Below are 22,892 nucleotides of genomic sequence, written 5' to 3'. Positions count from 1 at the left end.
GGATCCCAGCGGCGGCGCCACACCGTGGAGCGCGGCATCGGCCTGCTCAAGCGGCAGGCCTGCTCAAGCGGCAGGCCTGCCGAACTCCTCGATCAGCACGGGGTACTGCTCCCCGCCGTGCCCGGCGGCGATCGCGCGGTCGGCCATCGACTTGAACAGCTTCGGCAGCTCGGCGTTGACGCCCGCCGCCTCGCTCTCCTCGATCAGGTGCGTCATCGCCCGCGCGTCGGTCTCCAGGGCCGATACCACGGCGGGGAAGGAGCCGCTGTCGATCTGCGCGGCGTACCCGGGCAGCCAGGTGGCCACGACGGCGGCGATCCGCTGGGCGAACGGCGCGTAGGACGCGGCGTCGACACCGGCCGTCCGCAACAGGGCGGTGCCCTGGAGCCAGGCGTTCAGGACGCTCCACATCATGGCCAGGCCCGCCACGTCGTACAGGGACGCCAGCCCGGGGTCGGCGCCCAGGTGGGTGACGGTGCCGAGCGCGGCGAGCACCGGCTCGTGCGCCGCGAAGACCGGCCGCGGCCCACTGAGCAGGATCACCGCCTCGGCGGTCCCGATCACCGGCGGGACGGCCATGATGGCGCCGTCCAGGTAGCGGACGCCGTGCCGCCCGGCCCACTCGGCGGTCTCCCGGGCCTGCGTTGAGTCGCCTGAGGTCAGGTTGACCAGCGTCGTGCCGGCCGGGCCGGGGCTGTGCGTGCCGGGGCTGTGTGTACCGGGGCTGTGCGGGTGGGGGCTGTGCGGGCCGGAGCTGTGCGTGCCGGGGCCGTGCGGGCCGGAGTCGTCTGGCTCGGAGTCGTCCAGTCCGGAGCCGTGCGCGCCGAGCAGCTCGTGCACGGCCTGGTAGTCGGTGAGGCAGAGGATCGTCAGGGGACTGGCCGTGAGGGCGTCGGCGAGCGACGCCGCCGACTGCGCTCCTTCGGCGACCAGCTCGTCGGCCTTGGCGGCCGTGCGGTTCCACACGGTCGTGGGGTGTCCGGCCTTCAGGAACGCGCCGGCCAGGGCCCGCCCCATCAGTCCGAGCCCGATGATCGTTACGGCTGTGCCGGTTTCGTTGGTGTCCATGGCAGCATCGTCAACGTTGATACCGGTGTGAAGGTCAAGCGAGGTTGTCGGTGCTGATCGGGGAACTGAGCCGGCGGACGGGCGTCAACGCCCACCAGCTGCGCTACTACGAGGCCCAGGGCCTGCTGGAGGCGGACCGCGGCGCGAACGGCTACCGCGAATACGACGAGAGCGCCGTGCTGCGGGTGAAGCAGATCCGGCACCTGCTCGGTGCCGGCCTGTCCTCCGAGGACATCGCCTATCTGCTGCCCTGCGCGATGGGGGAGGCCCCGGAGCTGCTCGGATGCCCCGAACTGGTGACCGCGATGCGGACGCGCCTGCAACGGCTGGACGACCAGATGGCCAAACTCGCACAATCCCGCGACGCCCTCGCCGTCTACATCGACGCGGCTGAGCAGATGAGCGACAAGAACTATCCGCCGTTCGAATGCGCCGACCTGGAGCCCGCCTCCGGCTGAGCGGCCGCAAGCCCCTCGGATCGCCGCTTATGGGAACGCCTCATGTTCCTCTCTCGCCACTCCTGGAATGCGACAGGCGGGAACAAAGCGCCCAATAAGAAGATCCACCGAAAACCACTGGTGGTCGATCATCGCGAATGTCATGCTCGACTTACGGAGCGTGATGAGAGGGCAGCGATGCACGACGATTACCGCCGTTCCCAGCAGCGAAGAGACGACTACTACAACTGGCAGCGGGCCACCTCCTCCCGCTGGGACTCCGAGAAGCGACGCAAGGAGTGGAGCGACGACCGGCGACGCGGCTGGGAAGAGAACGGATACCCGGGTTTCTGGGAGATCGTCGCCGGGCTGATCATTTTCTTCGTCGCGATCGCGATGATGTCGGGGCACTGATCCTTTTCAGTGCCGTCCGGTTCCGCGATGCTGCCGTCCGGTCCCGCGACGCTGCCGTCCGGTCCCGCGACGCTGCTATCTGGTCCCGCGACGCTATTCGTCGTTCGAGAACGCCGGCCTGGAACCCGTCTCCGGCTGAGCGGCCATCAGCGCCTCGTACCCCTCTTCATCGAAGGCGACGAGCCTGATGAGCCGGACACCGGTCGGCGCGGTGCCAAGGGCGGCGACCGCGATCCGTGCCGCCTCGTCGGCCGGAAACCCATAGACGCCGGTGGCGATGGCGGGGAACGCGATGCTGGACACCCCCAACTCGTCGGCGACCTCGAGGCAGCGGCGGTAGCAGGACGCCAGGATCTCCGCTTCGCCCTGTCCGCCGCCCTCCCAGACCGGGCCCACGGTGTGGATCACATGCCTGACCGGTGGATCCAGCTCGAAGGCCGGAGTCGCCATGGCGTCACCCGGGTCGCAGGGGCCGATGGCGCCACCCGCCTCGGCGAGGCGCGGCCCGGCGGCCCGGTGAATCGCCCCGTCCACGCCGCCCCCGCCCAACAGCGACTCGTTGGCGGCGGTCACGATGGCGTCGGTCTGCTCACGGGTGATGTCGCCGAGGACGACTTCGATCACGGCCATACTCGCGATGATGCCCACCCTGGCTGCGGGCCGATAGGTGATTCGGCTCTGGGCGTCGTGGGCGCCGAGGGTGGTCCAGGAGCGGTCTTCGGTGCTGCCCCGGCCGCCGGGCACCCCGCCGTTGGCGAGGATCACCCGAGGCGACGCGTGGTTGTCGCGCATGCAGGCCAGCAGGATGCGACCGAGGCCGAGCCGCTCGCACTCGATCAGGCCGGTGGCTGGTTGAGCGCTTGGGGTGAGGTTTTTGAGGCGTGACCGTAAAAGATCATCGAGGGCAGTGAGGGGCGAGGGACGAGGGGCGAGGGGCGGGCGCATGGGTGGCCACTTGTTGCGGCTTGGCGCTTTTGGCTCGCTTGGTGGCTGGGCTGCTGTTGAGTGCTCGTGCTGAGGTTTCTGCCGGTGGTCGTTAAAGACTCGCCGAGGGCGGTGCGGGGTAGGGGGCTGGCGCACAGATAGCGGCTTTTTGCGGCTTGGTGTACTGACTTGCCGAGCTGGGCGGTCGGCTGGCCTTCGCGCCCAAGCTGGGCTTGCATGACGCGGCGCTTTGTGAAGTGAAGGAAAAGATAGCCTGCGGCGCGGAGGCTGAGGTTGGCAGGTTGAGTTTCGCTTGTGTGGCTGGGCCGCAGCGGCTGCTGCTGAGCGCGTGTGCTGAGGTTTTTGGCCGGTGACCCTTAAGACTCAGCGAGGGTGGTGAGGGTTGGGGGCGGGGTGCTTGGGTGGCCGCTTGCTGCACCTTGGCTTGCTGGGGCGGCTGGCGATGGCCATCGTGGTCATGTTGCGCATTGCTGGCGCGGCGCATTGTGGAGTGAGGGAAAGATAGCCTGCGGCGCGGTGCGGTGGCTGGGCTTGGTGGGTCGAGTTCCGCTTTTCGTCGGGGCAGCGGGGCGGGTTCGCTGGGTGCATGGTCGATGTGTCTGACCGCATTGGATAAAGCCGACAAATTGCCGATGGTAAAGAATGGTTTCGCGGGTGGCGGTTGATTGTGGACGATCTTCGCTGGATTTAGAATGATAGGGAGAAGGAAAGGGGGTGGGCGGGAATGGCTTCTCTGGCCGAGGTCAAGGCGTTTCGCGGTGAGGAGCGGGAGTGGGAAGACCGTTCCTGGTTCCCGCCCGGCCCGCAGCTGGCGGTATGCCTGTCAGGCGATAAGAACCGGCTGGGCGACCTCACTGATGCGGAGTTGTGCGAGCGGATGGCCGCCGCGCGGCGCCAGGCCTCCTGGGCCCAGGCGCAGGAACTCGCGGCCATCGCCGAGCTCGCCGCCCGGCGTCACGCCCAGGACGAACACCACGATCCCGACTACCGGGTGTTGTCGGCACGTGAGTCGCTGCTGGAGGAGGTGTCGGTCGCGCTGGCGGTGACCGGGAACGCCGCAGCGACGCTGGTGCACCTGGCCGAACGCCTCACCCACCAGCTTCCCGGAACCCAGGAGGCACTGCAGGCCGGGCGGATCGATCTGGCCAAGGCCCGCGCCATCAGCGACGCCACCGACCACCTGCCCGACCACCTGTGCACCCGCATCGAAGACACCGTGCTGGACGGGGTGGAGGAACGCACGACGGGTCAGCTGCGCGGCAAGATCAAGCGCCTGGTGCGGCGGTTGGCCCCTGCTGAACTGGCCGAGCAGACCCGGCGGACGGTCAAGGGTCGGCGGCTGGAGTTGTGGGAGAGCGGGCACGGCGCCGCCGGCCTCGCTCTGATCGACATCCCCGCCGATGACGCGGCCGCGGTGCACAACAAGCTCACCGCTGTTGCGCACGGCCTCAAGCAGGACGGCGACGCCCGGCTGATCGACCAGATCCGCGCAGACCTCGCCCTGCAACTCCTGCGCGGCGTCCCCCTCCCCGAAGCCGTCCGCACACCCCCGGCACAGGCGGAGCCCTCGACGCCTGCCGTCCCGGACACGCCTGGAGGCGACGGCGACTCGGTCGCCGAGATGGTCGGCCACGCTGCGCGGCGCAGGCTGGAGGAGCTGCGCGCGCATGTGGAGTTCCATGGGCGGCTGGCCGACCTGCCCCGCCTGGCGGCACGGGCGGTCGAAGAACTGCACGAGCGCCTGGCCCCGCTGCGCGACACCGCCTGCGGGCACGGCAAGCCCGGCTACCGGCCACCCACCGCACTGCGACGCCAGATCGAAGCCCGCCACGCAACGTGCGTGTTCCCCACCTGCAACCGGCGCTCCGAACACTGCGACATCGACCACACCACCCCCTACGGCACACGCGGCACCACCTGCGGATGCAACCTCGCACCGCTGTGCCGACGCCACCACCGGACCAAACAGACACAGGGAGCCAACGGGGCAGCCGGCTGGCGCCTGTTCCAGCCCTGGCCCGGCGTCCTGATCTGGATCACCCCCGCCGGAACCTGGCACATCACCCTCCCCAGTCGGCAATGAGGTGATCTCACCGAGTTTCGGAGTCGGGACGACGGCCGTGTGGAGGTAGGTGAACGAGGTCGTGGCGTGGCTTTCGGCTCGCTCGCCCAAGCCCGGCACTGGCCGGGGCGAAGAAAGACGGACTGGGCAATCTGGTCCTGGACGGCTCCCTGATCGCGACCGACCGGCTCTTCTGCTCGGGCAAGCCCCACGAACCTGGCGTGAACCTACAGGTCATCGCCGGCCCGGTCGGCCAGATCGTGCGAGGTGTCGGGGGCGGTGCCCGGCTCGGTCCATGACGTGAAAGCGGCCCAGGTCCGAGGCATCGTCCGCGCGCTCGCCGGGTGCGGGTCGCCGGTCCTGGCCGACAAGGGCAAGAACAAGCCCGCCTTCCACAAGCAGGCCAACCGGGCCCACGCCAGGCTCCGCTGCTGCCCCTACCGCGCCGGCCACATCACCAAAGCCATCAGCGTCCTGCGAAACCGCCCTCCTCGCATGATGGAAAAGGCTCATTGCGTGTTCCGCCAGTCGGCACCCCGAGGGAGGGGAATCGGCCCTGGACGTTCTGCGCGGTCGAGGGCATGGTGATCTTGCCAAGCCTCCGCCCGGACTACTATGGTTCAATAAATAAACAAGGATGTACCTTGGAGTCCGCTTGGCCTCCCGTCGTGTGCCACTCCTCCCTGCGACCCTGTCGCTGTCCGCCGCCTCTGTCTGCTCGACGAGCTGGAACGACTCCGAGGTCGGAACGTGCTTCACAGAGGGCATTCCGACGTCGTTGACTGTTCGTCACCTGACGCGGCACACAAACTGCTGGGCATCCTGGAAGGTCCGTCACTCGGCATCCGTGGCTGCCCTGACGGCACCGCCACCGAGCGAATAGACGACGGCACGGGCTTCTGCCTGGAGTCGCCGTGACGGCCATGGAGAGTCCGGTACGGACCACCGGCGTGCGACTGGTCCAGATCATCCCGAGTTGGAATTTTGTGATGCCGCAAGGAAGGACACCCGGTGGGCGCCCCCCCGAACACCGCACGAGTCAGGCCCTCTTGGCCCCGGCTACTACCCGGACCCCGGTGGCCGGCCGTTCCTGCGTCAGTGGGACGGGCAACGGTGGACCGAGCAGACAGCCCCTCAGAGTGGGGCGTCAGCCTCACCCGCCAGAGCGAAGAAGTGGCTGCTCCCTGCTGGGATCGTTCTCGGCGTTCTGGTGCTCGTCGGTGTTGGTGTCGGCGTCGTGGTCGGTATGCGGGGCGCCGATCCAGTCGTCGTCGTGCGGGCCTCGGGCCAGGAGATTCGACGGAGTGAGGTGGCCAAGAACCTCGCCTCGATCTCCATGGCTCATTTCAAGCTCGAACGTGATCCCGGTGAGCCCAAGTCGAGGGAACGCAAGAAGCTGTGCGGGCACATCGCCGGCTGGATGGTGGACGAGGACAGGCCTCTGGCGTTGCCACTGGAGTCCAGGGGCGAACCGCTGCGCTTCCCGGAGGGGCCGAAGGCGTTCGTGGACGCATGCCTGACCGCCGACCGATCTTGATCGTTCATGGAGTGCGCCTGCCCGACGACGTCGGCGGCTCGGCCGTTCGCTGTCGCGCCGGCAGTCGGTCTGACGGGGCTGCCGGCAGCGGGCGCCGAAGCGACCACACCGTTATGCGGCTTGTCGCCACGATCGCCGAAGCGTCCCTCAACCCGGGAACCGGGGATCTGTATGATCCTCCCGGTTCGGGCTCGGAAGATCTTTCACAGGAAGAGACAGTGCGTCATGCGTGCAACAGGCCTGTCCGAGCCGTTGTGGATGGGCTCGTTCCGGGCGGTGGCCGAGCTCGGGCAGGGCGGCATGGGGCGCGTTCTGCTCGCCGTCGCCCCCGACGGCCGGCTGGTCGCGGTCAAGCAGGTGCACCCCGAACTGGCCGAGGACGCCGGCTTCCGGGCCCGTTTCCGGCGCGAGGTGGCGGCCTCGCGCAAGGTGTCCGGTGCTTACACCGCCGCCGTGCTGGACGCTGACACCGAGGCCCGGACGCCCTGGCTGGCCTCGGAGTTCGTGCCCGGCCCCTCGCTGAGCCAGGCCCTGAGCGCCGCGGGCCCGCTGCCCGAGGAAGCGGTGCGGCTGCTCGCGGCGGGTCTCGCGCAGGCGCTGGTCGACGTGCACCGGGCGGGCCTGGTCCACCGCGACCTCAAGCCGTCCAACGTGCTGCTCGCCAAGGACGGCGTACGCGTCATCGACTTCGGTATCGCGCGGGCCGCCGAGGGATCCACGAAGCTCACCCACACCGGCGCGATGGTGGGCTCGCCGCTCTTCATGGCGCCCGAACAGGTACAGGGGCTTCCGCCGACCGGCGCCGCCGACGTGTTCTCGCTCGGCTCGACCCTGGTGATGGCGTGCACGGGCGAGCCGCCGTTCGCGGGCACGTCGGTGCCGGGGGTGCTCTACAACGTCGCGCACGGCGCACCGAACCTGGAGGCGGTGCCGCAGGCGCTGCGGTCGTTCATCGAGCCGTGCCTGGCCAAGGACCCGGCCGGGCGTCCGTCGCCGCTGGAACTCCTGCGGGCGATCGGCGCGGTGACGCCCACGTCCCGGCCGTGGCCCGAGGCGGTGTACCGGCTCGCGGCCGAACAGCGGGCGGAGATCGATCGGCTGGTCGCCGGACCCTCCACGTTCGGTGCTCCCGCCAGGCCTCCGGTCCCACCGCTGTTCCCTCCTGCCGCCCCGCCTCGTCGCAAGCGCGCCCGGTGGCCGACGGGGGTCGCCGCGGCCGCGGTGGCCACGGCGGTGGTCACGGCAGCGGCCCTGAGCCTCCTCGGCAACGGCGCGGGAGGCGACGGCCGGACGAGCGCGCCGCCGAGGAAAGCGGGCGCCAAGAAGTCGAGCCCGATCGAAACCGTCCCGACCCCCGGGGCGACGCCCCTGTCGAAGGTCCGCGACAAGTACACGCAGCGGGTGCCGTCGTGCAAGGAGGCCGCGGGCAAGGTGGAGGTACCCGCAGACTACGGAAAACCGAGCGGCAACATCGAGGCCACCGGTGAAACACCGCAGGAGTCCAACCAGTGCTACTGGAGCAACCGGTACGGAGACAGGGTCGTCGTCTCCTGGGATCGTCATCTCTCCCAAGGCGGCAAGACCGGAGCGGAGCTGGCGAAGGAGCGCTACGAGTCCGGTTATGCCTCCGCCCACCAGTCGTATGAGCGTGTTGACGTCGGTGTCGGTGAGGAGGCGTACTGGCAGCGGAGCATCGCCAATCTGTACGCCCGGGACGTCAACATGCGGCTCAACGTCGTCGTGGAGAGCAAGCGATACTCCCTCGACGAGGCCAGGAACATCGCCCAAGCCGCAGGGAGATCGGCCCTGAAGGTGGCGGGGGTCCGGCGATGAGGACGCTGGGACCGGCCGACCCGGCCGCCGCCGGGCCCTACCGCCTGCATGCCGAGCTGGGCCGGGGCGGGATGGGGCGGGTGCTGCTCGGCTCCGCGCCGGACGGGCGGCTCGTCGCGGTCAAGCAGGTGCACGCGCGGTTCGCCGCCGACGCCGGGTTCCGGGCCCGCTTCCGGCGCGAGGTCGACGCCTCGCGCAGGGTGTCCGGCGCGCACACGGCGGCCGTGATGGACGCCGACGCGGACGCCGAGACACCATGGCTCGCCTCGGTGTTCGTCAACGGCCCCTCGCTGGGCGCGGCCGTGGAGGAGTCGGGCCCGCTGCCCGAGGAGTCCGTGCGTCGCCTCGCCGCCGGACTGGCCACCGCGCTCATGGAGATCCACCGGACGGGACTGATCCACCGGGACCTCAAGCCCGAGAACGTCCTGCTCGTCGAGGACGGCGTACGCGTCATCGACTTCGGCATCGCGCGCGTCGCAGAGGGCCCGGAGGCGACCGAGCTGACGCGCACCGGCTGGGTGGTCGGCTCGCCCGCGTTCATGTCGCCGGAGCAGGCCGAGGGCCGCGAACTGTCCCCGGCCAGTGACGTGTTCTCGCTCGGTGCGGTCCTGGCGATGGCCGCGACGGGCAGCAGCCCTTTCGCGAGTACGTCGATGGCGGGGGCCCTCTACAACGTCGTCCACGCCGAGCCCGACCTGTCCGCCCTGACGCCGGGACTGCGCACGGTCGTCGGACCGTGCCTGGCCAAGGACCCGGCGGCCCGCCCCACCCCGGAGAGGATCCTCGCGCTCCTCGGCGCGGTCGCGCCCGCCGACCGGCCGTGGCCGCCCGCCGTGCACCGGATGATCGCCGCCCAGCGGGCCGACATCGACCGGCTGCTCGGCGACACCGACCGTACGCTCGTGCCGGGGCCGGCCCCGGCCGTTCCCGCCGGCGCGGGAACGGCCATGCTGACACGGGCGCCCGTCCCCACGGCGCTCCTGCCCCCGTCCCGTCGGCGCACCGGAAGGATCGTCGCCCTGGTGGCGGTCTGCGCGCTCGCCATCGCCGGCATCGGAGCCGGGGTGTACGCGCTGCGGGAGGAGACGGCTGCCGAGCCCAACAAGTATCTGAAGGCGCCGATCTGCGCCGAGGCGGCTGGTCGGCTGCCGCTGCCCGCACGCGCGAAGGAGCTCGACTATTACGACGAGGTCTCCAGCGGCGCCTCGACCAGTTGCGCTTGGGGAAAGATCTTCAGCGACCCCAAAAAGGTCCGGATCGCCGGTCTGACCGATAAGGTGCACGCGTTCGTCAGCTGGGAACTCAAGCGCGACGATCCGGGTGACGACCACGAGGCCCAGCAGCAGCGCGAGGAGTTCCGAGAGGAAGCCGCCAAACAGTCTCGGGCGACAGACCTCGGCTTCGGTGACGAGGCGTACTGGAGCGCCCCGTACAAGACCTATCCCGACCCCGAAGAACACTGCAGCCTGTACGTCCGTGACGGCAACCTCGTAGTCCACGTGGCTCTGGGCGGCGAACGACACCCCGCGTCGACCTGCAAGGCGGAGGCCAAGACGATCGCCCACGCCGCGATCGCGGCCATGCCCCACTGAGCTGCCAGGCCAGTCGTCATCCGCACCAACGGATGAACGCATGGCAGGCATCCGGCACTGAGATGCCTGGACGGCCCGCTGCCTGAAGGTCGGGGCCTCGGGCCAGAGCCGGGACTCTCGCAGTCACGGCCCTCCGCGCAACCGGTTCGCTTCGCTTCCGGTCTGCGTCCTGGTCTGGCGCCCGCGACAGAGCCCGCCCTGGGCGACTGTGGACGGGCCTATGGGACCTCCAGCGAACACAGCTGTGTTCGCTGCCCTCTCTTGCGAGTTAACCCTGCTCAACGGCCCCGGCTGGAGGAGATTCGCGCCAACCTCAACGACCGGATCGCTGAAGCCGAACGCCAGAGCCGGCTCGGCGAAGCCGAAGGGCTTCGAGCCAGCTTGGCGGCCACCGGCAGCAAGCTCGCTCGACTCGAAGAACGCCGCCGCCGTCCTCCTCCCTGGAAATAAACGCAGGCAGTGAGCTCATGCCGGTGGTCATGCTGGAAGAGATGCTCTTGGCCGGACGCAGTCACATCAGACAAGGAGGTGAGGCCCATGAGGTCTGATGACTTCTTCATCGAACAACCACACGAGCCTGACCCCTGGGGCCTTGCTTCTGGCTCGCGCAAGGTCCTGAACACTGAGCTGCTGAGCGCACTGCGCCGGCCAAAGGCCATGACGACGTTGAAACAGCGGTCGCCCTGACACGACTGAGCCACACGCAGCTTGAAGCGCCAACTCATGGGCGAAGCGCCGGGGCTTGCGGGAGGAGCTGTTCGGCCCTCTTCACGCCAAGCCGGACGAACTGGAGAGCCGAACGCTGCCATCGGCCCTGGCTCAGCCGATCAGTCCACGTTCGTCAACGGGCTGGGCTCGAATCGACGAAGAGGTGGCCGAGCTTCGCCGACATTTTCACATGGCTGGCACACCGCAGGACTACCGGAACATCGGCAACGACTGCGTCACCATCACCGAGATGCTGAGCCGACAGGTCTATGATCCCGAGATCCACCTTCGGGACGGCGAGCAAGGGCCACCGGTCGATAAGACCAAGATTCGCATCGAACGCTACATCGAAGACGCTCTACTCGGGCCAGCGAACGCCAACCCGCGCAAACTAGTCAAAACGGCCAGCGAGTCAAACGCAGCCCCACCACAATGCGCCGGGGCGCAGGGGTCGCCGCTGACGCTGTGATCCTGCCGGTCGGCGCCGTGTGACGCCTCGAAGTCCCGGCCTGGACTGGATCTGCTGAGCACTTCCATGATCGTTTCATGGTCCGGACAAGGCCCTGCCCTGAGCGCCGAGGGTGATCCAGAAGCGGTCCTCGGTGCTGCCCCGGCCGTCGGGCACCCCGCCGTTGGCGAGGATCACCCGGCGCGACGCGTGGTTGTCGGGCATGCAGGTCAGCAGGACGCGGTCGAGGCCGAGCCGCTCGCACTCGACCAGTCCAGCGGCGAGCATCCGCGTCGCGTGGCCCTGACGGCGCCACGGAGGGACGACGTGATACCCGACATGCCCGCCGGTATCGGCCAGCTCCGGCGTCAGGCTGTGCCGGATCGTGAGCGCGCCCAGGTAGTGCTCGCCCGAGACGTACCAGAACATCGTCGAAGGGACGCCCCACCGGATCTGCACGCCCCGCCGCTGCGCGACGAAGCCGGCGAAGTCCTTCTCACGCTCGTCGAGCAGCTCGATGGATTCGCCCTCCTCCAGGAGGTTGGCCCGCTCACCGGCCAGATATGACTCGCGCACCCCGACGGTCGGCCACACCAGGCGCGGCGGCTCGCTGAGTTCGGCCATGGGCGTCAGATGCGGGCCTTGATGCGGGTGAGCAGGTCGCCGAAGGCGTTGCGGGTGAGGTGGAGGTGTGGGCCTTGGGGGTCTTTGGAGTCGCGCAGCCTGACTTCGGGGGAGAGGGCCGCCACTTCGATGCAGTCGCTACTGGTGTTCCCTCCCGAGTGGCTTGACTTGCGCCACAGCGGAGTTGAGAAGTTCAAAGGCTCTCCGTGATCGTTTGGACTGGCTGTAGGAGCGGCTCGCTGAGTTCGGCTGCGCGCGTTAGGTGCGGGTCTTGATGTGGGCGAGGAGGTCGCTGAAGGCGTTGCGGGTGAGGTGGAGGTGTGGGCCTTGGGGGTCTTTGGAGTCGCGTAGCCCGATCTCGGGGGAGAGCGCCGCCACCTCGACGCAGGTGCTGCTGCCCTCTTCGCCGGAGTAGCTCGACTTGCGCCACAGTGCAGCGACCTCAACGCAGTCGCTGCTGCCTTCCTCACCGGAGTGGCTGGATTTGCGCCATAGCGGGGTTGAGAGGTTCAAAGTCCCTCCATGATCGATCGGATCAACCGCATGGAACCGGGCGCATGTAGTGCCTGGCTCCGGATCTGCTCGAACTTTACTGCCATCCGATGGACCACAGCAGGCTCCTCGACCAGTCGCCCCTGGCCAACAGCCCCCTCCGAGTAACCGAGGTCGTTGCCCTCCATGAACTTGAGGAGGGTGAAGGCGCCGGACACATAGATACGAGCGCCGGTGGGGAGGACCTGGATCTCGATGTTGTGGCGCTCGCCGATCTCGATGAGATGGGCGAGCTGCGCGGCCATGACCTCGCTGCCAGGGGCCGTTTCACGTAGTACGGACTCCTTGATGACGGCCACCAGGAAGGTCGGCGGGGCGCCCTCCAGTTTGTCCTGCCGCCCCAGTCGGAGGGCCACCATCTCTTCCAGGCGACCTTTGTCCGAGCCGACGCCGAGCACTTCTCTTGCGTATGCCTCGTTCTGGAGAAGCCCGGGGATCATGAGTGGCTCGTAGGTGTAGACGGAGGCCGCCTGATCCTCTTGCTCGGCGTAGCTGAAGAAGCCGGGCGTCAGGTCCATCTCACGGCGGATCTGGAAGTACTGGTCCTCGAAGAAGTCGGCCGTGTGCAGGGTGTCGAGGCGCTTGCTGACCTCATCGGTCGGCAGCCGGCGCATGTTCTCGATCGCCGAGATGAGCTTGGGCGACACGATGCAGTGCTTCGCGACGTCTGGCTGGCTGAGACCGTCGCGCTCCCGGTACCGGCGCATCTTGTGCGCGTACAGCGCGAACGCGCTCGAGTGGGGGTCGAAGTTGCGCCGGTCTTCCTGTTCGCGAGGCATCAGCGGCTCCGATGGCTACAGCGGGCGGGTAGACGTCCGCCCGCTTCCGGACCCTAACCCGGCCGGGCCAGAGTAGTGGTGCCATCACGGAAAGTTCCGATCCACTACCCAGGAGGCCGGTGCGATGAGTTCCGACGCGCCTCGCGTCTGTGACGGTATCCCGGAATCGCCGGCGGAGAAAGCCCGCTTGACCAGGCGGATCAAGCTCCTCGCGCTCGCCGGGGCACTGGACGATCTCGGGCTGCGGGCCCGGATCGTCGAGTACACCCTGCGGCCGAGCCTGCTGCGCTGCTGGGACCCCGGGCAGATGGGCCGCACCGTGTCCGTCATGTGCGAGCCGAGCGCCGGGCCTGACCCCCGCTGGCAGTTCCGCCACCACCCCGGCGAGGAGGTGCTCGCCGATGCCGAGCCGGTGAAGGAGCCCGCCGACGCGATGGACGCGGCCCGCGTCCTCGCCCTCCTCATTCGTCCCTGAGACGGCTGCCCACTGGAGGGGAGTCGAGTCGCGGCGCGTCGGGTGCTTCCCCGTTCGTCCGGCGCGCCGCGACGCGGACGTAGATCAGGAGCAGTGCCCCGGCGATCAGGGAGCCGAGGCCGGACGGGAGCAGGAACCCGAAGCGCAGCCCGACCGAGGCCCGCACGTCCACGCCGGGCGTGCCGTCCAGGCGCATCACCACGGTCGACCAGGCGCCGTGCGGCTTGTCCCAGGTCAGGACGCGGTCGCCGCGCCCGGCGGAGGTCGCCGTCCAGAACGGGAGGCCCGCCGGGCCGACGGCGCGGGCCGCGCCCGGGACGCGCCGGAAGGCGACCCGGAACGGCGACAGCTCCGCCGAGGCGAACTCGTCGTACGCCGTGCCGCGCAGGTACGCCTCGACCTTGTCCTTCGGCCCGATGCCGACGAAGAGGGGGACGGACGGGTCCACGGGCCGGACGACCACCCGGACCCGTGCCAGCTCACCCACGTCCGGGTCGGGGTCGGCAGGACGGGCCGTCGAGCCGCCCACGTCGATCTCGTCCGACTTCAGGGCGGCGGTCGGGGTGGTGAACCGGTGCTCGGACGTGGCGAAGCGGCCGCCGGATCCCGCTTGCAGGCCGGCCCCGGTGAGCAGGGCCGCGCCGAGGAGGAGCAGGACGGCGGCGATGAGGGTGAGCAGGACGCGGAACGGTCGCATGGGACTGCCTCCGAAGTGACTAGCACAGCTGTGCTACTACTCGAAAAGTAGCACAGCTGTGCTAGAAATGTCCCATGGCGAAGGTGGATTCCGGGCAGCGCCGCCGCGAGGTGGCCGAGGCCGTCTGGCGCGTCGTGCGGCGCGGCGGGCTGGAGCAGGCGTCGGTCCGCAACGTGGCCGAGGAGGCGGGCCTGTCGATGGGCTCCCTGCGGCACTACTTCGCGACCCAGGCCGACCTACTGTCCTTCACGATGCGCGCGGTCATCGAGCGCGTCGGGCAGCGGATCGCGGCGCTGCCCGACGAACCCGACCCGCGCCGCCGGGCCGAGCGGGTCCTCGCCGAGCTCCTCCCGCTGGACGCCGAGCGCGCCGCCGAGAACGAGGTGTGGCTCGCCTTCACCGCGCGGGCCCAGGTCGACGCCGGGCTGCGGGCGGTGCGCGACGAGGGCTACGCCGCGCTGCGCGCAGGCTGCCGGGCGCTGGTGGAAGGCCTGGCCGGCGTGGCGGACGTCGAGACCGAGACCGACCGGCTGCACGCCCTGCTCGACGGGCTGGCCGTGCACATGGCCGTGCGCCCCGACCTCGCCACCGCGGACCGGGCGCGCGCCGTCATCGCCCGCCACCTCGACGACCTGGAGGCGTGAGCCGCCTCAGGCCGGCGGACGCCAGCCGGCGACCGGGGCCATCGCGCGCAGCGCCGACCGCGCCGGGGTCAGCCGCACCGCCGCGTCGCGCACCGCGACCGCCGGCGGTGACGCCCAGTGCGCGACGGCGCCGATCCGCCGCGACCGCGCCGCGATCTTCTGGGTCCGGGGGCGGCGCTCCCGGTCGTAGGCGGCCAGCGCGTCCGGCACGTGCGGATGCGCGTCCAGCAGCGCCGCCAGCGTCACCGCGTCCTCCAGTGCCTGGTTCGCGCCCTGCCCGAGGTTCGGGGTCATGGCGTGCGCGGCGTCGCCGAGCAGCGCCGCGCGGCCCGTGGCGAACGACGCCAGCGGCGGCAGGTCGACGATGTCGTGCCGCATCACCTGTTCTTCGACGGCGGCGTCCAGCAGCGCCGGGATCGGGTCGTGCCAGCGGCCGAACCTGCGCCGCAGCTCGGCCAGCTCCCCGTCCGCGCTGCGCCCGCCCGCCGGCACGGACGCGACCCCGTACAGGTAGACGCGGCCGTCGGGCAGCGTGGCCAGGCCGAGCCGCTCCCCGCGGCCCCAGCTCTCCCCGCCCGCCTGCAACGCCCGCCCGGGGGTGACGACGGTGCGCCACGCGGTGTAGCCGGCGTAGCGGGGGCCGGGCGCGTCCGGCCACAGCGACCGCCGGACGGCACTGCGGATCCCGTCGGCCCCGACGACCAGATCGGCCCGCATGACGCCCCCGTCATGGACGACCTCGGCCTGCGGGCCGTCCGCGCGCACCCTGGTGACCGCCACGCCCGCACGCAGCGCGTCCTGCGGCAGCGCCTCGCGCAGGATGTCCAGCAGCGTGGCCCGGTGCACCATCACCACGGCGCCGTGGCGGCGCGCCAGCTCGGCGGTGTCGGTCCGCGCCAGCCACCGGCCGCGCCGATCACGGATCCCGGCCTCGGTCTCGGGTGCCGAGTGCGCCCGCACCGCCGTCCCGAGCCCGAGCGTGTCCAGCGCGCGCGTCCCGTTCGCCCACAGCGACAGCCCCGCGCCGACCTCGCCGAACTCCGCCGCGCGCTCCAGCACCCGCACCTGCCAGCCGCGCCCGGCGAGGGCCGCCGCGGCGGCCAGGCCGCCGATCCCGCCGCCGACCACGACCGCCGTCCGCCGCTCGTTCATCGCGCCTCCCTCTACAGATGTAGAGCACTCTACACTTGTAGAGACCGGATCGGCAGGGGAGAAGGGGACGGCATGACCGAGGCCACACGGCGCGACCGGCTGACCGACGCGGCGATCGAGACCCTGGCCCGCGACGGCATGCGCGGCCTCACCCACCGCGCCGTCGACAAGACCGCCGGACTGCCGGAAGGGTCGTGCTCCTACTACTTCCGGACCCGCCAGGCACTGCTCCAGGCGACCGTCGACCGGCTGGAGGAGGTGGACGCCGAAGAGGTCGCCGCCTTCTCCGTCCTGCCGGGCGGGCCCGGCCTCGCCCGCGTCGCCGAGGCCGGCGCCCGCCTGGTCGAGCACTGGACCTCCGCCGGGCGTCCGCGCATGCTCGCCCGCTACGAACTGGCCCTGGAGGCCAACCGGCGCCCGGAGCTGCGCACGGTGTTCGTGCGGGCGGGCGCCCGCACGCGGCGGCTGGCCGAGGCCATGCTCGCCGCCGCCGGCACGCCCGATCCCGCGGGAAAGGCCCCGCTCTTCGTCGCCTGCGTGGACGGGCTGATCTTCGACCACCTCGCCGGCGCGGGCGCCCTCGACCTGACCCGCGACGAACTGCGGGACGCGCTGCTCGCCCTGCTGCGCGCGTTCACGCCGGCTTCGGATTGAGATTACTTTGTAAAGGCAGCAGGCGTTTTCGCGCCGAGCTCGCGAAGGCACGCCAGGGCGGCCGGCCGGTTCACAGCCTCCCTCCGCTGAACGTCTGCGGCCGGCGGTTCCAGGCTTTACCGAACGGTCGACCGGCCGGCCGCGCTGTCTGGATAGCTTGTGGGCGTTCGTGATCATTTGGGCGCTCCGCTCGGGAGCACTCCGGCGAGAGGGGCGGTCATGGGGCTGGTCAACGTGTTCGAGGCGGCGGCGGACCTGCCGGCCGCCTGGGAGTCCCGCTTGCTGGGGCGGGTGGGGACGGCCGGCGTGAAGGTCCTGCGCATGGACGGCCGGCCCGTGCCGGACGAGGCGCACGACGCCACCGAGCTGCTGTTCGTGATCGACGGCAGGCTGGAGCTGACCGTGGCGGACGCGGAGGTGACGGTCGGGCCGGGGGAGATGTACCGGGTGGCGGCCGGGACCCGGCATGCCGTCCGCCCCGGCAGCGCGGGCACGCTGGTGATCGTGGAGGTCGCGGGGGAGTAGCGGACGGCGATTTGCTCTGGCGTGTCCGGGAAAGGCGGGTCGCGCTCTCGGGGGCTTCGATGCTCCATTCCGGATAAGCCCGTTCATCGAACGCCTCGTCGAGGCCCCGGCCGGCGGCGTGCCGGACCGATCATGCGATGACCTGCACGATCCGTGAGTGGATCGTCACCGCCGGGACCGTTCGCGGCCCATCTCCCCGGCGATGTGACGAAACCTCGGGTTCGCTGACAAAGGACGCCGGGAATGTCGGTGATCGTGCTCGTTCGCTGATAGATTCATGCCGCTTTCCACGCATCGCGGGCGCCGTCGGGTGTCCGCGATGTGGCGTTACTGAACGGGGTGGCCAAGTGAACGAAACGCCCGAACGCGGCAATCACCGGCGTCCGAAGCCCGCCGGCGGGCAGCGGTTCCGGCCGCGGCCCGTGGTGGTGGGCGCCGGGGCGGTGACCTTCTTCGCGACGGTGTTCGGGCTGAACGCCGCGCTCGGCGACGACAAGGACTCCGGCGGCGACCCGCGTCCCGTCGCGGGTTGCCAGAGCGACTGCGGTCCGGTGCCGGAGGGGACGGTGTCCGCCGCGCCGACGATGGGGACGAGCGTCCCGCCCCTCCACCGTGTCGAGGGGTCGGCCTCACCCACGGCCACCCCCTCGTCGTCGCCTTCGACCTCGCCTTCGACCTCGGCCTCGCCCTCCGTCCCCCCTTCGGCGTCGCCTTCGCCGAGCCCCTCGCGCAGCACCCGGCCGCGCCCGACCGTCCCGGCGACCGGCAGGCTGGTGGCGGCGTACCAGACGGGCAACGACTGGGGCTCGGGCTTCATCGGCTGGGTCACCGTGACCAACCGGGGATCGGCGACGGTCCCGTACTGGCGGCTGTCGGCGTCCTTCCCCGGCAAGCGGATCCGCAGCACATGGACCCGGGACGGATCGACCCAGGTGGGCTACGGCGGAAGCGGCATCTTCGGGGCCGGCGGCTCGCTCGCGCCGGGCGCCAGCGTGCAGATCGGCTTCGAGGTGTGGGGCCGCCGGGGCGGCCCGATCTCCTGCATCCTGAACGGCCGCTCCTGCTGGGGATAAAACAGACAATTCGCTTCGCGGGCCGATTTTCGGCGCCGCGGTGAATGGACGGAAGGAAAAGAACGCCTCCTTCCGCTGACGGGTGAACCGCCTCCCCTTTCTGCGCGTCCAAGCGATCGTGGACCAGCAGGTAAAGGAGGGGCGGCTGTGAGCGAAGCCTTGATCGGGGCGGTCGCGACCATCGTCGCCGCGCTCATCCCGGTGCTGATGATGCGCCGGAAGCGCCAGGAGCCTCCGCCTCCCCCGCCCCAGCCGACGTCGCCCATCACCTTCACCCCCGCCCCGCCCCGGGCCGGGGCCGAACCCGCGCCCGCCGAGTCGCCGATCACCTACGTGCCGCCGCCCGCGCCGGCGCCGCCCGCCCGTCCCGCGCCCCCGAAGCGGGAGGCCGAGGGCGGCGACGCCCCGGCGCCGCTGCCGCTGCGGCCCATCGAGCCGCGCTACCAGGGCCTGGAGGGCGACATGCTCGACGCCCGCTTCCTCGCCGACTGGCAGATGAACCGCAAGCCCGGCGACCACCTGCACTACGAACCCGAGGAAGAGGCGTGACCCCGCACATCCCCGAGCGCTTCATGAGGCGGGTCCGGCGGCACCTGGTCGCCGCGTCCTGCTTCCCCGACCACCCGCTGCTGATGATGATCCAGGGGCCGCCCGGCGACGGGAAGTCCTACCAGCTCGCCCAGACCCTGCGGGAATGGCAGGTCGCGCTGTTCGTCGAGTCGGGCGCGCAATTGTCGGGCCGCATGGAGGCCGCTTCCCTGGACAAACTGCGCGGGCTGCTGGAGGCCGTCGAGCTGTACTGCGAGAAGAACCCCGGGGCGTGGCCGGCGATCGTGCTGGAGGACTTCGACCTCAGCCCGGCGGGCCAGCGCGACGACGTGCGCTACACCGTCAACTCCCAGCTGCTCACCGGCGCGCTGATGAACCTCGCCGAGGGCGTGCCGCTGCACGGGTCGGGACGGGTCCCGCAGCGGCGCATCCCGATCTTCATCACCGGCAACGACTTCTCGATCCTGCACGGGCCCCTCATGCGGCCGGGCCGGATGGACATCTTCACCTGGGAGCCGAACGCGGCCGAGCGGTTCGCCGTCATCGCCGCGCTCATCCGCCGGCACATCCCGCGCGCCGACGACGGCGCGATCCACAAGCTGCTGAAGGCCCATCCGCGCGCGCCCGTCGCGGCGTTCTCCGCCGCCGTCCGCGCCTGCCTGGCCGACCGCGCCCTGGAGTACGTCACCACGACCGGCTCGATGGACATCGAGCACCTGCGGCACCGCTTCGGCGACGTCGCCGCCCTCGACCTCGGGCTGGACGAGGTCGCCGCCGCCCTGGAGCAGTCCGCCGAGGGGCCCCGCAGCTTCCTGGGAGGCCGGCGATGAGCGACGACGACGACATGATCTCGGTCCGGCCCGAGGTGGTCACGCTCGTCCGGGCCATGGTCATCGGCGAGGTCGCGCGGCAGATCGTGGCCGCCTTCGACGTGGACGACACCGTGCTGGAGACCGTGCTGAAGGGCTTCCAGGGCCGCTACCTGGAGCAGGTCGAGCTGATCATCCACCGCGCGGACGGCGGCCGGCCGGCCTACCTGTCCGTCTCGGTCGACTGGGAGCGGCACCGCGTGATCATGGAGGACGACAGCAGCCGCAAGTCCTTCGAGGTGGACCCGAACCGGTCGCTGCTCGGCCAGGTCGCCCCCGCGCTGGACCTGATCATGGCCCGGGTGCTGGAGGCCAGGAAGAGGATCCGGCCGGTGCGCTGCCGGGCCGTCTACACCTACCGCTCGGGTCAGCGCGAGGCCGGCCGCGAGGCCCTCGGCACCGTCGCGCTGACGCCCGCCGACCGCGGCGATCTGGCCGAGGCCAAGAAGGGCGCCCGCATCGGCGGCCGCGACGGCGGCCTGGGCGAGGTCACGGTCGACTTCCGCTACGACTCCGGCGGCTGAGGGGCCGCCTGACCAGGGCGGATGCGGCGACCCGGCGGCAGGCCGGAAAGGGCCGCCCGGTAGGATCCGCTGAACGGCCGCACCACCCCGCGGCCGAGGCCGGACGGCGTCGTGCGCCCGCACCGCGTCCGGCCGTCCCGTCCCGTCCCGCCCGCCGCCGGCACCTCGCGGAGGGCCGCGCGGGTCACCGGCAGGTGTGCGTCATGTCACCGCTCTAACCCCTTATTTCGCGTTGACCGGTTTGATCGTCGGGTTCTAGGCTCCTGAGCGCATCAACCGGTAAAACGCTTTTAGATGGTTAGAGGGATCCGCCATGAACCAGCCCAGCTCCCCGTCCGGAGCCGCCACCCTCGACCGCCCCGTGCCTGACCAGCCCGTGCCTGACCAGCCCGTGCCTGACCAGCCCGTGCCTGACCAGCCCGTGCTCGGACAGGCCGTGCCCGGCCCGGCCCGCGTGTCCGCCCCGCCCCGGCCCGCCGCGCACGCCGTCCTGTTCACCACCCTCGGCACCCTCGGCGGCCTGCTGCTGCTCGCCGCCATCACCACCGTCACCGGCCTGCCGATGTTCGTGCTGCCGTTCGTCGCCAGCCTGGCGATCATCTCGGTGGCGCCCGCGGTGCCGTTCTCCCAGCCGCGCAGCGTGCTGCTCGGGCACCTCAGCGCGGCCCTGCCGGCGTTCGCGGTCGTCGCCGCGCTCGGCCCGTCGGTCTGGTCGGCGGTGCTGGCGGCGGGCCTGGCGACCGCGCCGATGATGCTGCTGCGCGCGCCGCACCCGCCCGCGAACGCGACCGCCGCGCTGATCGGCCTCACCGGCCCCGCGCCGCTGTTCCTCGCCGACGCGCTGCTGCCCGCCGTCCTGGTGGTGATCGCCGCCGGGCTGCTGATGGGGCGCGCCCTGCCGGGACGCAGCTACCCCGCCTACTGGCGCTGAGCCTCCGACGTGCCAAAGGTCGGCAAAGCTATGCCGACATGTCGGTCGGCGCTGTCTCGCCGCCACCGCGCACGGGTACCACCCGAGCGGCAACGGCGTGATCAAGCCGCCGGCCGGCTTCGGACCTCCTCCCACCGGAACGGCCACCGTGGGGTACCAGGAGGCATCCGTGAAGACCGTCCCGTCGCCACCCGCGCACCGGCACCGCGTCCGGCCCCGCACCGAACGCGCGGCGCGCCGCGCCGAACCGTCCGGGAAGCGGGGCAACCGGCGCCCCGCGCCGATCCGCCGGGCCGGCTTCTGGCTGACGGCCGTCGCCCTCGCCTACCTGGCGGCGCAGCTGCTCCTGCTGGTGCGGCGCGGCGGGGTGGCGTGGGACGAGGCGCTCTACCTCGGCCAGGTCGATCCGCGCGTGCCGGACGCGTTCTTCAGCGCGCCGCGCGCCCGCGGCATCACCTACCTGGTCGCGCCGGTGGTGCGGCTCACCGACTCGGTGACGGTGGTGCGGACCTTCCTAGCGGTGCTGTCCGCGGTCGCGCTGGCCGTGGCGTTCTGGCCGTGGCTGCGCCTGACCTCCCGTTCCGCCGTGACGCCCCTGGCGGCGCTGCTGTTCGGCGGCCTGTGGGTGGCCGGCTTCTACGGCTCGGCGGTCATGCCGAACTACTTCGAGGCCGTCGCCGCCGTCGCCACCGTCGGCTGGACGCTCCGCTACATCGCCGCCGGGCGGCGGCGCCGCCGGCGCCGCCCGATGGGCGCGCTCGCCGGAGTGGTGGCGGCCGCCGCGGTGCTGGCGCTGATGCGGCCGGGCGACGCGTTCTGGGTCGTGCTGCCGCTGCCGTTCGCGATCCTGGCCGTCCGCTCCTGGCGGCGGCCGCGCGTCGCCCTGCCGCTGCTCGCCGCGCTCGCGGCCGGGCTGGCGCTCGGCGGCGCCGCCTGGGTCGCCGAGGCGTTCACCCGCTACGGCGGGCCGGCGGCCCGGCTGCGGCGCGCCGCCGAGATCGAAGGCGGCTTCGGCTGGCACCCGCAAGGGGCCTGGCACGAGCTGCGGGCGCTCAACGGACCCCAGCTGTGCCGCCCCTGCCACGTGGGATGGCAGCACCCCGAGCAGTCCCTGTGGTGGCTGGTGCTGCCGCTCCTGCTGATCATCGGGCCGCTCCTGGCCCGGCGGGTCCGGGCCGGGCGGGGCGCCGCCCCGGCCCTGGTGGCCGCCGTCTGCGCCGTCTCGGCCGCCGCGCCCTACCTGCTCACCCTCGACTACGCCGCGCCCCGGTTCCTGCTGCCCGCCTACGCCCTGGCCGCCGTGCCGGCCGCCGAGGCGCTGGCCGGCCTGCCGCGGCTCGCCGGGCGCGCGCGGCTGCCGGTGGCGGCCATCCTGCTCATCGCGGTCGGCCTGCACCTGGCCGTCCAGCAGAAGCTCCTGTTCGACATGGGCCGCACCTACACCACCGCCCGCATGGGCTACGCGGCGGCCGCCGCGCAGCTGAAAGGCATGGGGATCAAACCACCGTGCCTGCTGAGCGGCTCGGCGGCGGTCCCGGTCGCCTACTACCTGCGGTGCCGGGTGGCGCAGACCGACGGCAACAACGCGTCCGTCACTCCCGACCAGTTGCTGGACACCGCCGGCCGCGTCCCGACCGGCATCCTGTCCGAGAGCGACCGCCCACCCCACTACGCCTGGAACTGGCAGCGCCACATCCTGCCCGCCTTCGGCCCCGGCTGGAACGTCTACACCCCGCCGGGGAGATGACGCGACCGGGAACGGCCAAGCGCCGGACGCGGGGTCCGCCTAAGTTGAAAGGC

27 protein-coding genes and 1 pseudogene are annotated in these 22,892 nt (G+C 71.2%); 19 read left to right on the top strand and 9 right to left on the bottom strand.

Annotated features, from left to right (window positions below):
• Positions 1-63: 63 nt before the first annotated feature.
• Positions 64-1,068: an NAD(P)-dependent oxidoreductase gene (locus tag ACRB68_RS41810; protein WP_153541127.1), complete on the bottom strand. Its 1,005-nt coding sequence runs from the start codon at positions 1,066-1,068 to the stop codon at positions 64-66.
• A 50-nt stretch (positions 1,069-1,118) separates the two neighbouring features.
• Here ACRB68_RS41810 and ACRB68_RS36935 point away from each other — a divergent pair, with 50 nt between their 5' ends.
• Both ACRB68_RS36935 and ACRB68_RS36930 read left to right on the top strand, forming a co-directional pair.
• A complete protein-coding gene (locus tag ACRB68_RS36935) occupies positions 1,119-1,526 on the top strand; it encodes a MerR family transcriptional regulator (RefSeq protein WP_328595258.1) in 408 nt (135 codons plus the stop codon).
• 177 nt (positions 1,527-1,703) lie between these two features.
• Positions 1,704-1,919, top strand: coding sequence for a hypothetical protein (locus ACRB68_RS36930; protein WP_153541123.1), 216 nt, complete (start codon positions 1,704-1,706; stop codon positions 1,917-1,919).
• 93 nt (positions 1,920-2,012) lie between these two features.
• Here the strand turns inward: ACRB68_RS36930 and ACRB68_RS36925 are convergent, their stop codons facing one another.
• Complete coding sequence (locus ACRB68_RS36925; protein WP_235960891.1) at positions 2,013-2,711, bottom strand: macro domain-containing protein; 699 nt, start codon at positions 2,709-2,711, stop codon at positions 2,013-2,015.
• An 877-nt stretch (positions 2,712-3,588) separates the two neighbouring features.
• Here ACRB68_RS36925 and ACRB68_RS36920 point away from each other — a divergent pair.
• The 7 genes and pseudogenes from ACRB68_RS36920 (at position 3,589) to ACRB68_RS36895 (ending at position 11,065) form a co-directional block, all read left to right on the top strand.
• Positions 3,589-4,947, top strand: coding sequence for an HNH endonuclease signature motif containing protein (locus ACRB68_RS36920; protein WP_153541121.1), 1,359 nt, complete (start codon positions 3,589-3,591; stop codon positions 4,945-4,947).
• Positions 4,948-5,902: 955 nt separating this feature from the next.
• A pseudogene (locus ACRB68_RS42915) lies at positions 5,903-6,064 on the top strand (DUF2510 domain-containing protein); the annotation flags it as partial.
• A gap of 72 nt (positions 6,065-6,136) precedes the next feature.
• Entirely contained in the window at positions 6,137-6,463 is a 327-nt protein-coding gene (locus ACRB68_RS41805) for a hypothetical protein (RefSeq protein WP_235960890.1), read from the top strand.
• A 225-nt stretch (positions 6,464-6,688) separates the two neighbouring features.
• Positions 6,689-8,296, top strand: a complete 1,608-nt coding sequence (locus tag ACRB68_RS36910) for a serine/threonine-protein kinase (RefSeq protein ID WP_153541117.1) — start codon at positions 6,689-6,691, stop codon at positions 8,294-8,296.
• Positions 8,293-9,888 (top strand): serine/threonine-protein kinase, encoded by a 1,596-nt coding sequence (locus ACRB68_RS36905; protein WP_153541115.1) that lies wholly within the window; start codon positions 8,293-8,295, stop codon positions 9,886-9,888. The genes ACRB68_RS36910 and ACRB68_RS36905 overlap by 4 nt, the downstream gene beginning before the upstream one ends.
• A gap of 537 nt (positions 9,889-10,425) precedes the next feature.
• Positions 10,426-10,575, top strand: coding sequence for a hypothetical protein (locus ACRB68_RS36900; protein ID WP_153541112.1), 150 nt, complete (start codon positions 10,426-10,428; stop codon positions 10,573-10,575).
• A 55-nt stretch (positions 10,576-10,630) separates the two neighbouring features.
• The gene (locus ACRB68_RS36895; RefSeq protein WP_153541110.1) at positions 10,631-11,065 is read left to right on the top strand and encodes a hypothetical protein; all 435 of its coding nucleotides are present in this window, start codon (positions 10,631-10,633) and stop codon (positions 11,063-11,065) included.
• A 75-nt stretch (positions 11,066-11,140) separates the two neighbouring features.
• On the opposite strand, the gene ACRB68_RS36890 is transcribed toward ACRB68_RS36895, so the two are convergent.
• From ACRB68_RS36890 to ACRB68_RS36875, 4 genes are all read right to left on the bottom strand, one after another.
• A complete protein-coding gene (locus tag ACRB68_RS36890; RefSeq protein WP_153541106.1) occupies positions 11,141-11,668 on the bottom strand; it encodes a GNAT family N-acetyltransferase in 528 nt (175 codons plus the stop codon).
• A 5-nt stretch (positions 11,669-11,673) separates the two neighbouring features.
• On the bottom strand, positions 11,674-11,865 hold the full coding sequence (locus ACRB68_RS36885) for a DUF397 domain-containing protein (RefSeq protein WP_153541104.1): 192 nt from the start codon (positions 11,863-11,865) through the stop codon (positions 11,674-11,676).
• 61 nt (positions 11,866-11,926) lie between these two features.
• Positions 11,927-12,181, bottom strand: a complete 255-nt coding sequence (locus tag ACRB68_RS36880) for a DUF397 domain-containing protein (protein ID WP_153541102.1) — start codon at positions 12,179-12,181, stop codon at positions 11,927-11,929.
• A complete protein-coding gene (locus ACRB68_RS36875; protein ID WP_153541099.1) occupies positions 12,178-12,999 on the bottom strand; it encodes a helix-turn-helix domain-containing protein in 822 nt (273 codons plus the stop codon). The genes ACRB68_RS36880 and ACRB68_RS36875 overlap by 4 nt, the downstream gene beginning before the upstream one ends.
• Before the next feature lie 187 nt (positions 13,000-13,186).
• On the opposite strand from ACRB68_RS36875, the gene ACRB68_RS36870 reads away from it, so the two are divergent.
• Positions 13,187-13,474 carry a hypothetical protein gene (locus tag ACRB68_RS36870; protein ID WP_153541096.1) on the top strand — a complete coding sequence of 96 codons (288 nt, stop codon included), beginning with the start codon at positions 13,187-13,189 and terminating at the stop codon, positions 13,472-13,474.
• On the opposite strand, the gene ACRB68_RS36865 is transcribed toward ACRB68_RS36870, so the two are convergent.
• Positions 13,461-14,171 carry a hypothetical protein gene (locus ACRB68_RS36865; RefSeq protein ID WP_153541095.1) on the bottom strand — a complete coding sequence of 237 codons (711 nt, stop codon included), beginning with the start codon at positions 14,169-14,171 and terminating at the stop codon, positions 13,461-13,463. The two genes, ACRB68_RS36870 and ACRB68_RS36865, sit on opposite strands and share 14 nt — an antisense overlap.
• A gap of 74 nt (positions 14,172-14,245) precedes the next feature.
• On the opposite strand from ACRB68_RS36865, the gene ACRB68_RS36860 reads away from it, so the two are divergent.
• Positions 14,246-14,815, top strand: a complete 570-nt coding sequence (locus ACRB68_RS36860; protein ID WP_153541092.1) for a TetR/AcrR family transcriptional regulator — start codon at positions 14,246-14,248, stop codon at positions 14,813-14,815.
• Between the two features lie 6 nt (positions 14,816-14,821).
• Here ACRB68_RS36860 and ACRB68_RS36855 read toward each other — a convergent pair whose 3' ends face one another.
• Positions 14,822-15,967: an FAD-dependent monooxygenase gene (locus ACRB68_RS36855; protein WP_153541090.1), complete on the bottom strand. Its 1,146-nt coding sequence runs from the start codon at positions 15,965-15,967 to the stop codon at positions 14,822-14,824.
• Between the two features lie 72 nt (positions 15,968-16,039).
• Between ACRB68_RS36855 and ACRB68_RS36850 the strand changes: the two genes are divergently transcribed.
• Both ACRB68_RS36850 and ACRB68_RS36845 read left to right on the top strand, forming a co-directional pair.
• Entirely contained in the window at positions 16,040-16,621 is a 582-nt protein-coding gene (locus ACRB68_RS36850; RefSeq protein WP_153541088.1) for a TetR/AcrR family transcriptional regulator, read from the top strand.
• A 219-nt stretch (positions 16,622-16,840) separates the two neighbouring features.
• A complete protein-coding gene (locus ACRB68_RS36845) occupies positions 16,841-17,146 on the top strand; it encodes a cupin domain-containing protein (RefSeq protein ID WP_153541085.1) in 306 nt (101 codons plus the stop codon).
• Positions 17,147-17,519: 373 nt separating this feature from the next.
• On the opposite strand, the gene ACRB68_RS40400 is transcribed toward ACRB68_RS36845, so the two are convergent.
• The gene (locus ACRB68_RS40400) at positions 17,520-17,963 is read right to left on the bottom strand and encodes a hypothetical protein (RefSeq protein WP_194293616.1); all 444 of its coding nucleotides are present in this window, start codon (positions 17,961-17,963) and stop codon (positions 17,520-17,522) included.
• 13 nt (positions 17,964-17,976) lie between these two features.
• Between ACRB68_RS40400 and ACRB68_RS40395 the strand changes: the two genes are divergently transcribed.
• The 6 genes from ACRB68_RS40395 (at position 17,977) to ACRB68_RS36815 (ending at position 22,839) form a co-directional block, all read left to right on the top strand.
• Positions 17,977-18,219 carry a cellulose binding domain-containing protein gene (locus tag ACRB68_RS40395; RefSeq protein ID WP_328595257.1) on the top strand — a complete coding sequence of 81 codons (243 nt, stop codon included), beginning with the start codon at positions 17,977-17,979 and terminating at the stop codon, positions 18,217-18,219.
• A gap of 147 nt (positions 18,220-18,366) precedes the next feature.
• Positions 18,367-18,768 (top strand): hypothetical protein, encoded by a 402-nt coding sequence (locus ACRB68_RS36835; protein ID WP_153541080.1) that lies wholly within the window; start codon positions 18,367-18,369, stop codon positions 18,766-18,768.
• On the top strand, positions 18,765-19,598 hold the full coding sequence (locus ACRB68_RS36830; protein WP_153541076.1) for an AAA family ATPase: 834 nt from the start codon (positions 18,765-18,767) through the stop codon (positions 19,596-19,598). Before ACRB68_RS36835 ends, ACRB68_RS36830 begins: the two co-directional genes overlap by 4 nt.
• On the top strand, positions 19,595-20,161 hold the full coding sequence (locus ACRB68_RS36825) for a hypothetical protein (RefSeq protein ID WP_153541073.1): 567 nt from the start codon (positions 19,595-19,597) through the stop codon (positions 20,159-20,161). Before ACRB68_RS36830 ends, ACRB68_RS36825 begins: the two co-directional genes overlap by 4 nt.
• Positions 20,162-20,567: 406 nt before the next feature.
• A complete protein-coding gene (locus ACRB68_RS36820; protein ID WP_153541070.1) occupies positions 20,568-21,092 on the top strand; it encodes an HPP family protein in 525 nt (174 codons plus the stop codon).
• Between the two features lie 169 nt (positions 21,093-21,261).
• Entirely contained in the window at positions 21,262-22,839 is a 1,578-nt protein-coding gene (locus ACRB68_RS36815) for a hypothetical protein (protein ID WP_153541067.1), read from the top strand.
• The last annotated feature ends 53 nt before the right edge of the window (positions 22,840-22,892 follow it).

Origin of the sequence: Actinomadura macrotermitis, assembly GCF_009604375.1 — a bacterium.
In the GTDB taxonomy this organism is placed as follows: Bacteria; Actinomycetota; Actinomycetes; order Streptosporangiales; family Streptosporangiaceae; genus Spirillospora; species Spirillospora macrotermitis.
The sequence above is the reverse complement of the archived record's forward strand: the minus strand, read 5'-3'. Positions and strand labels throughout refer to the sequence as shown.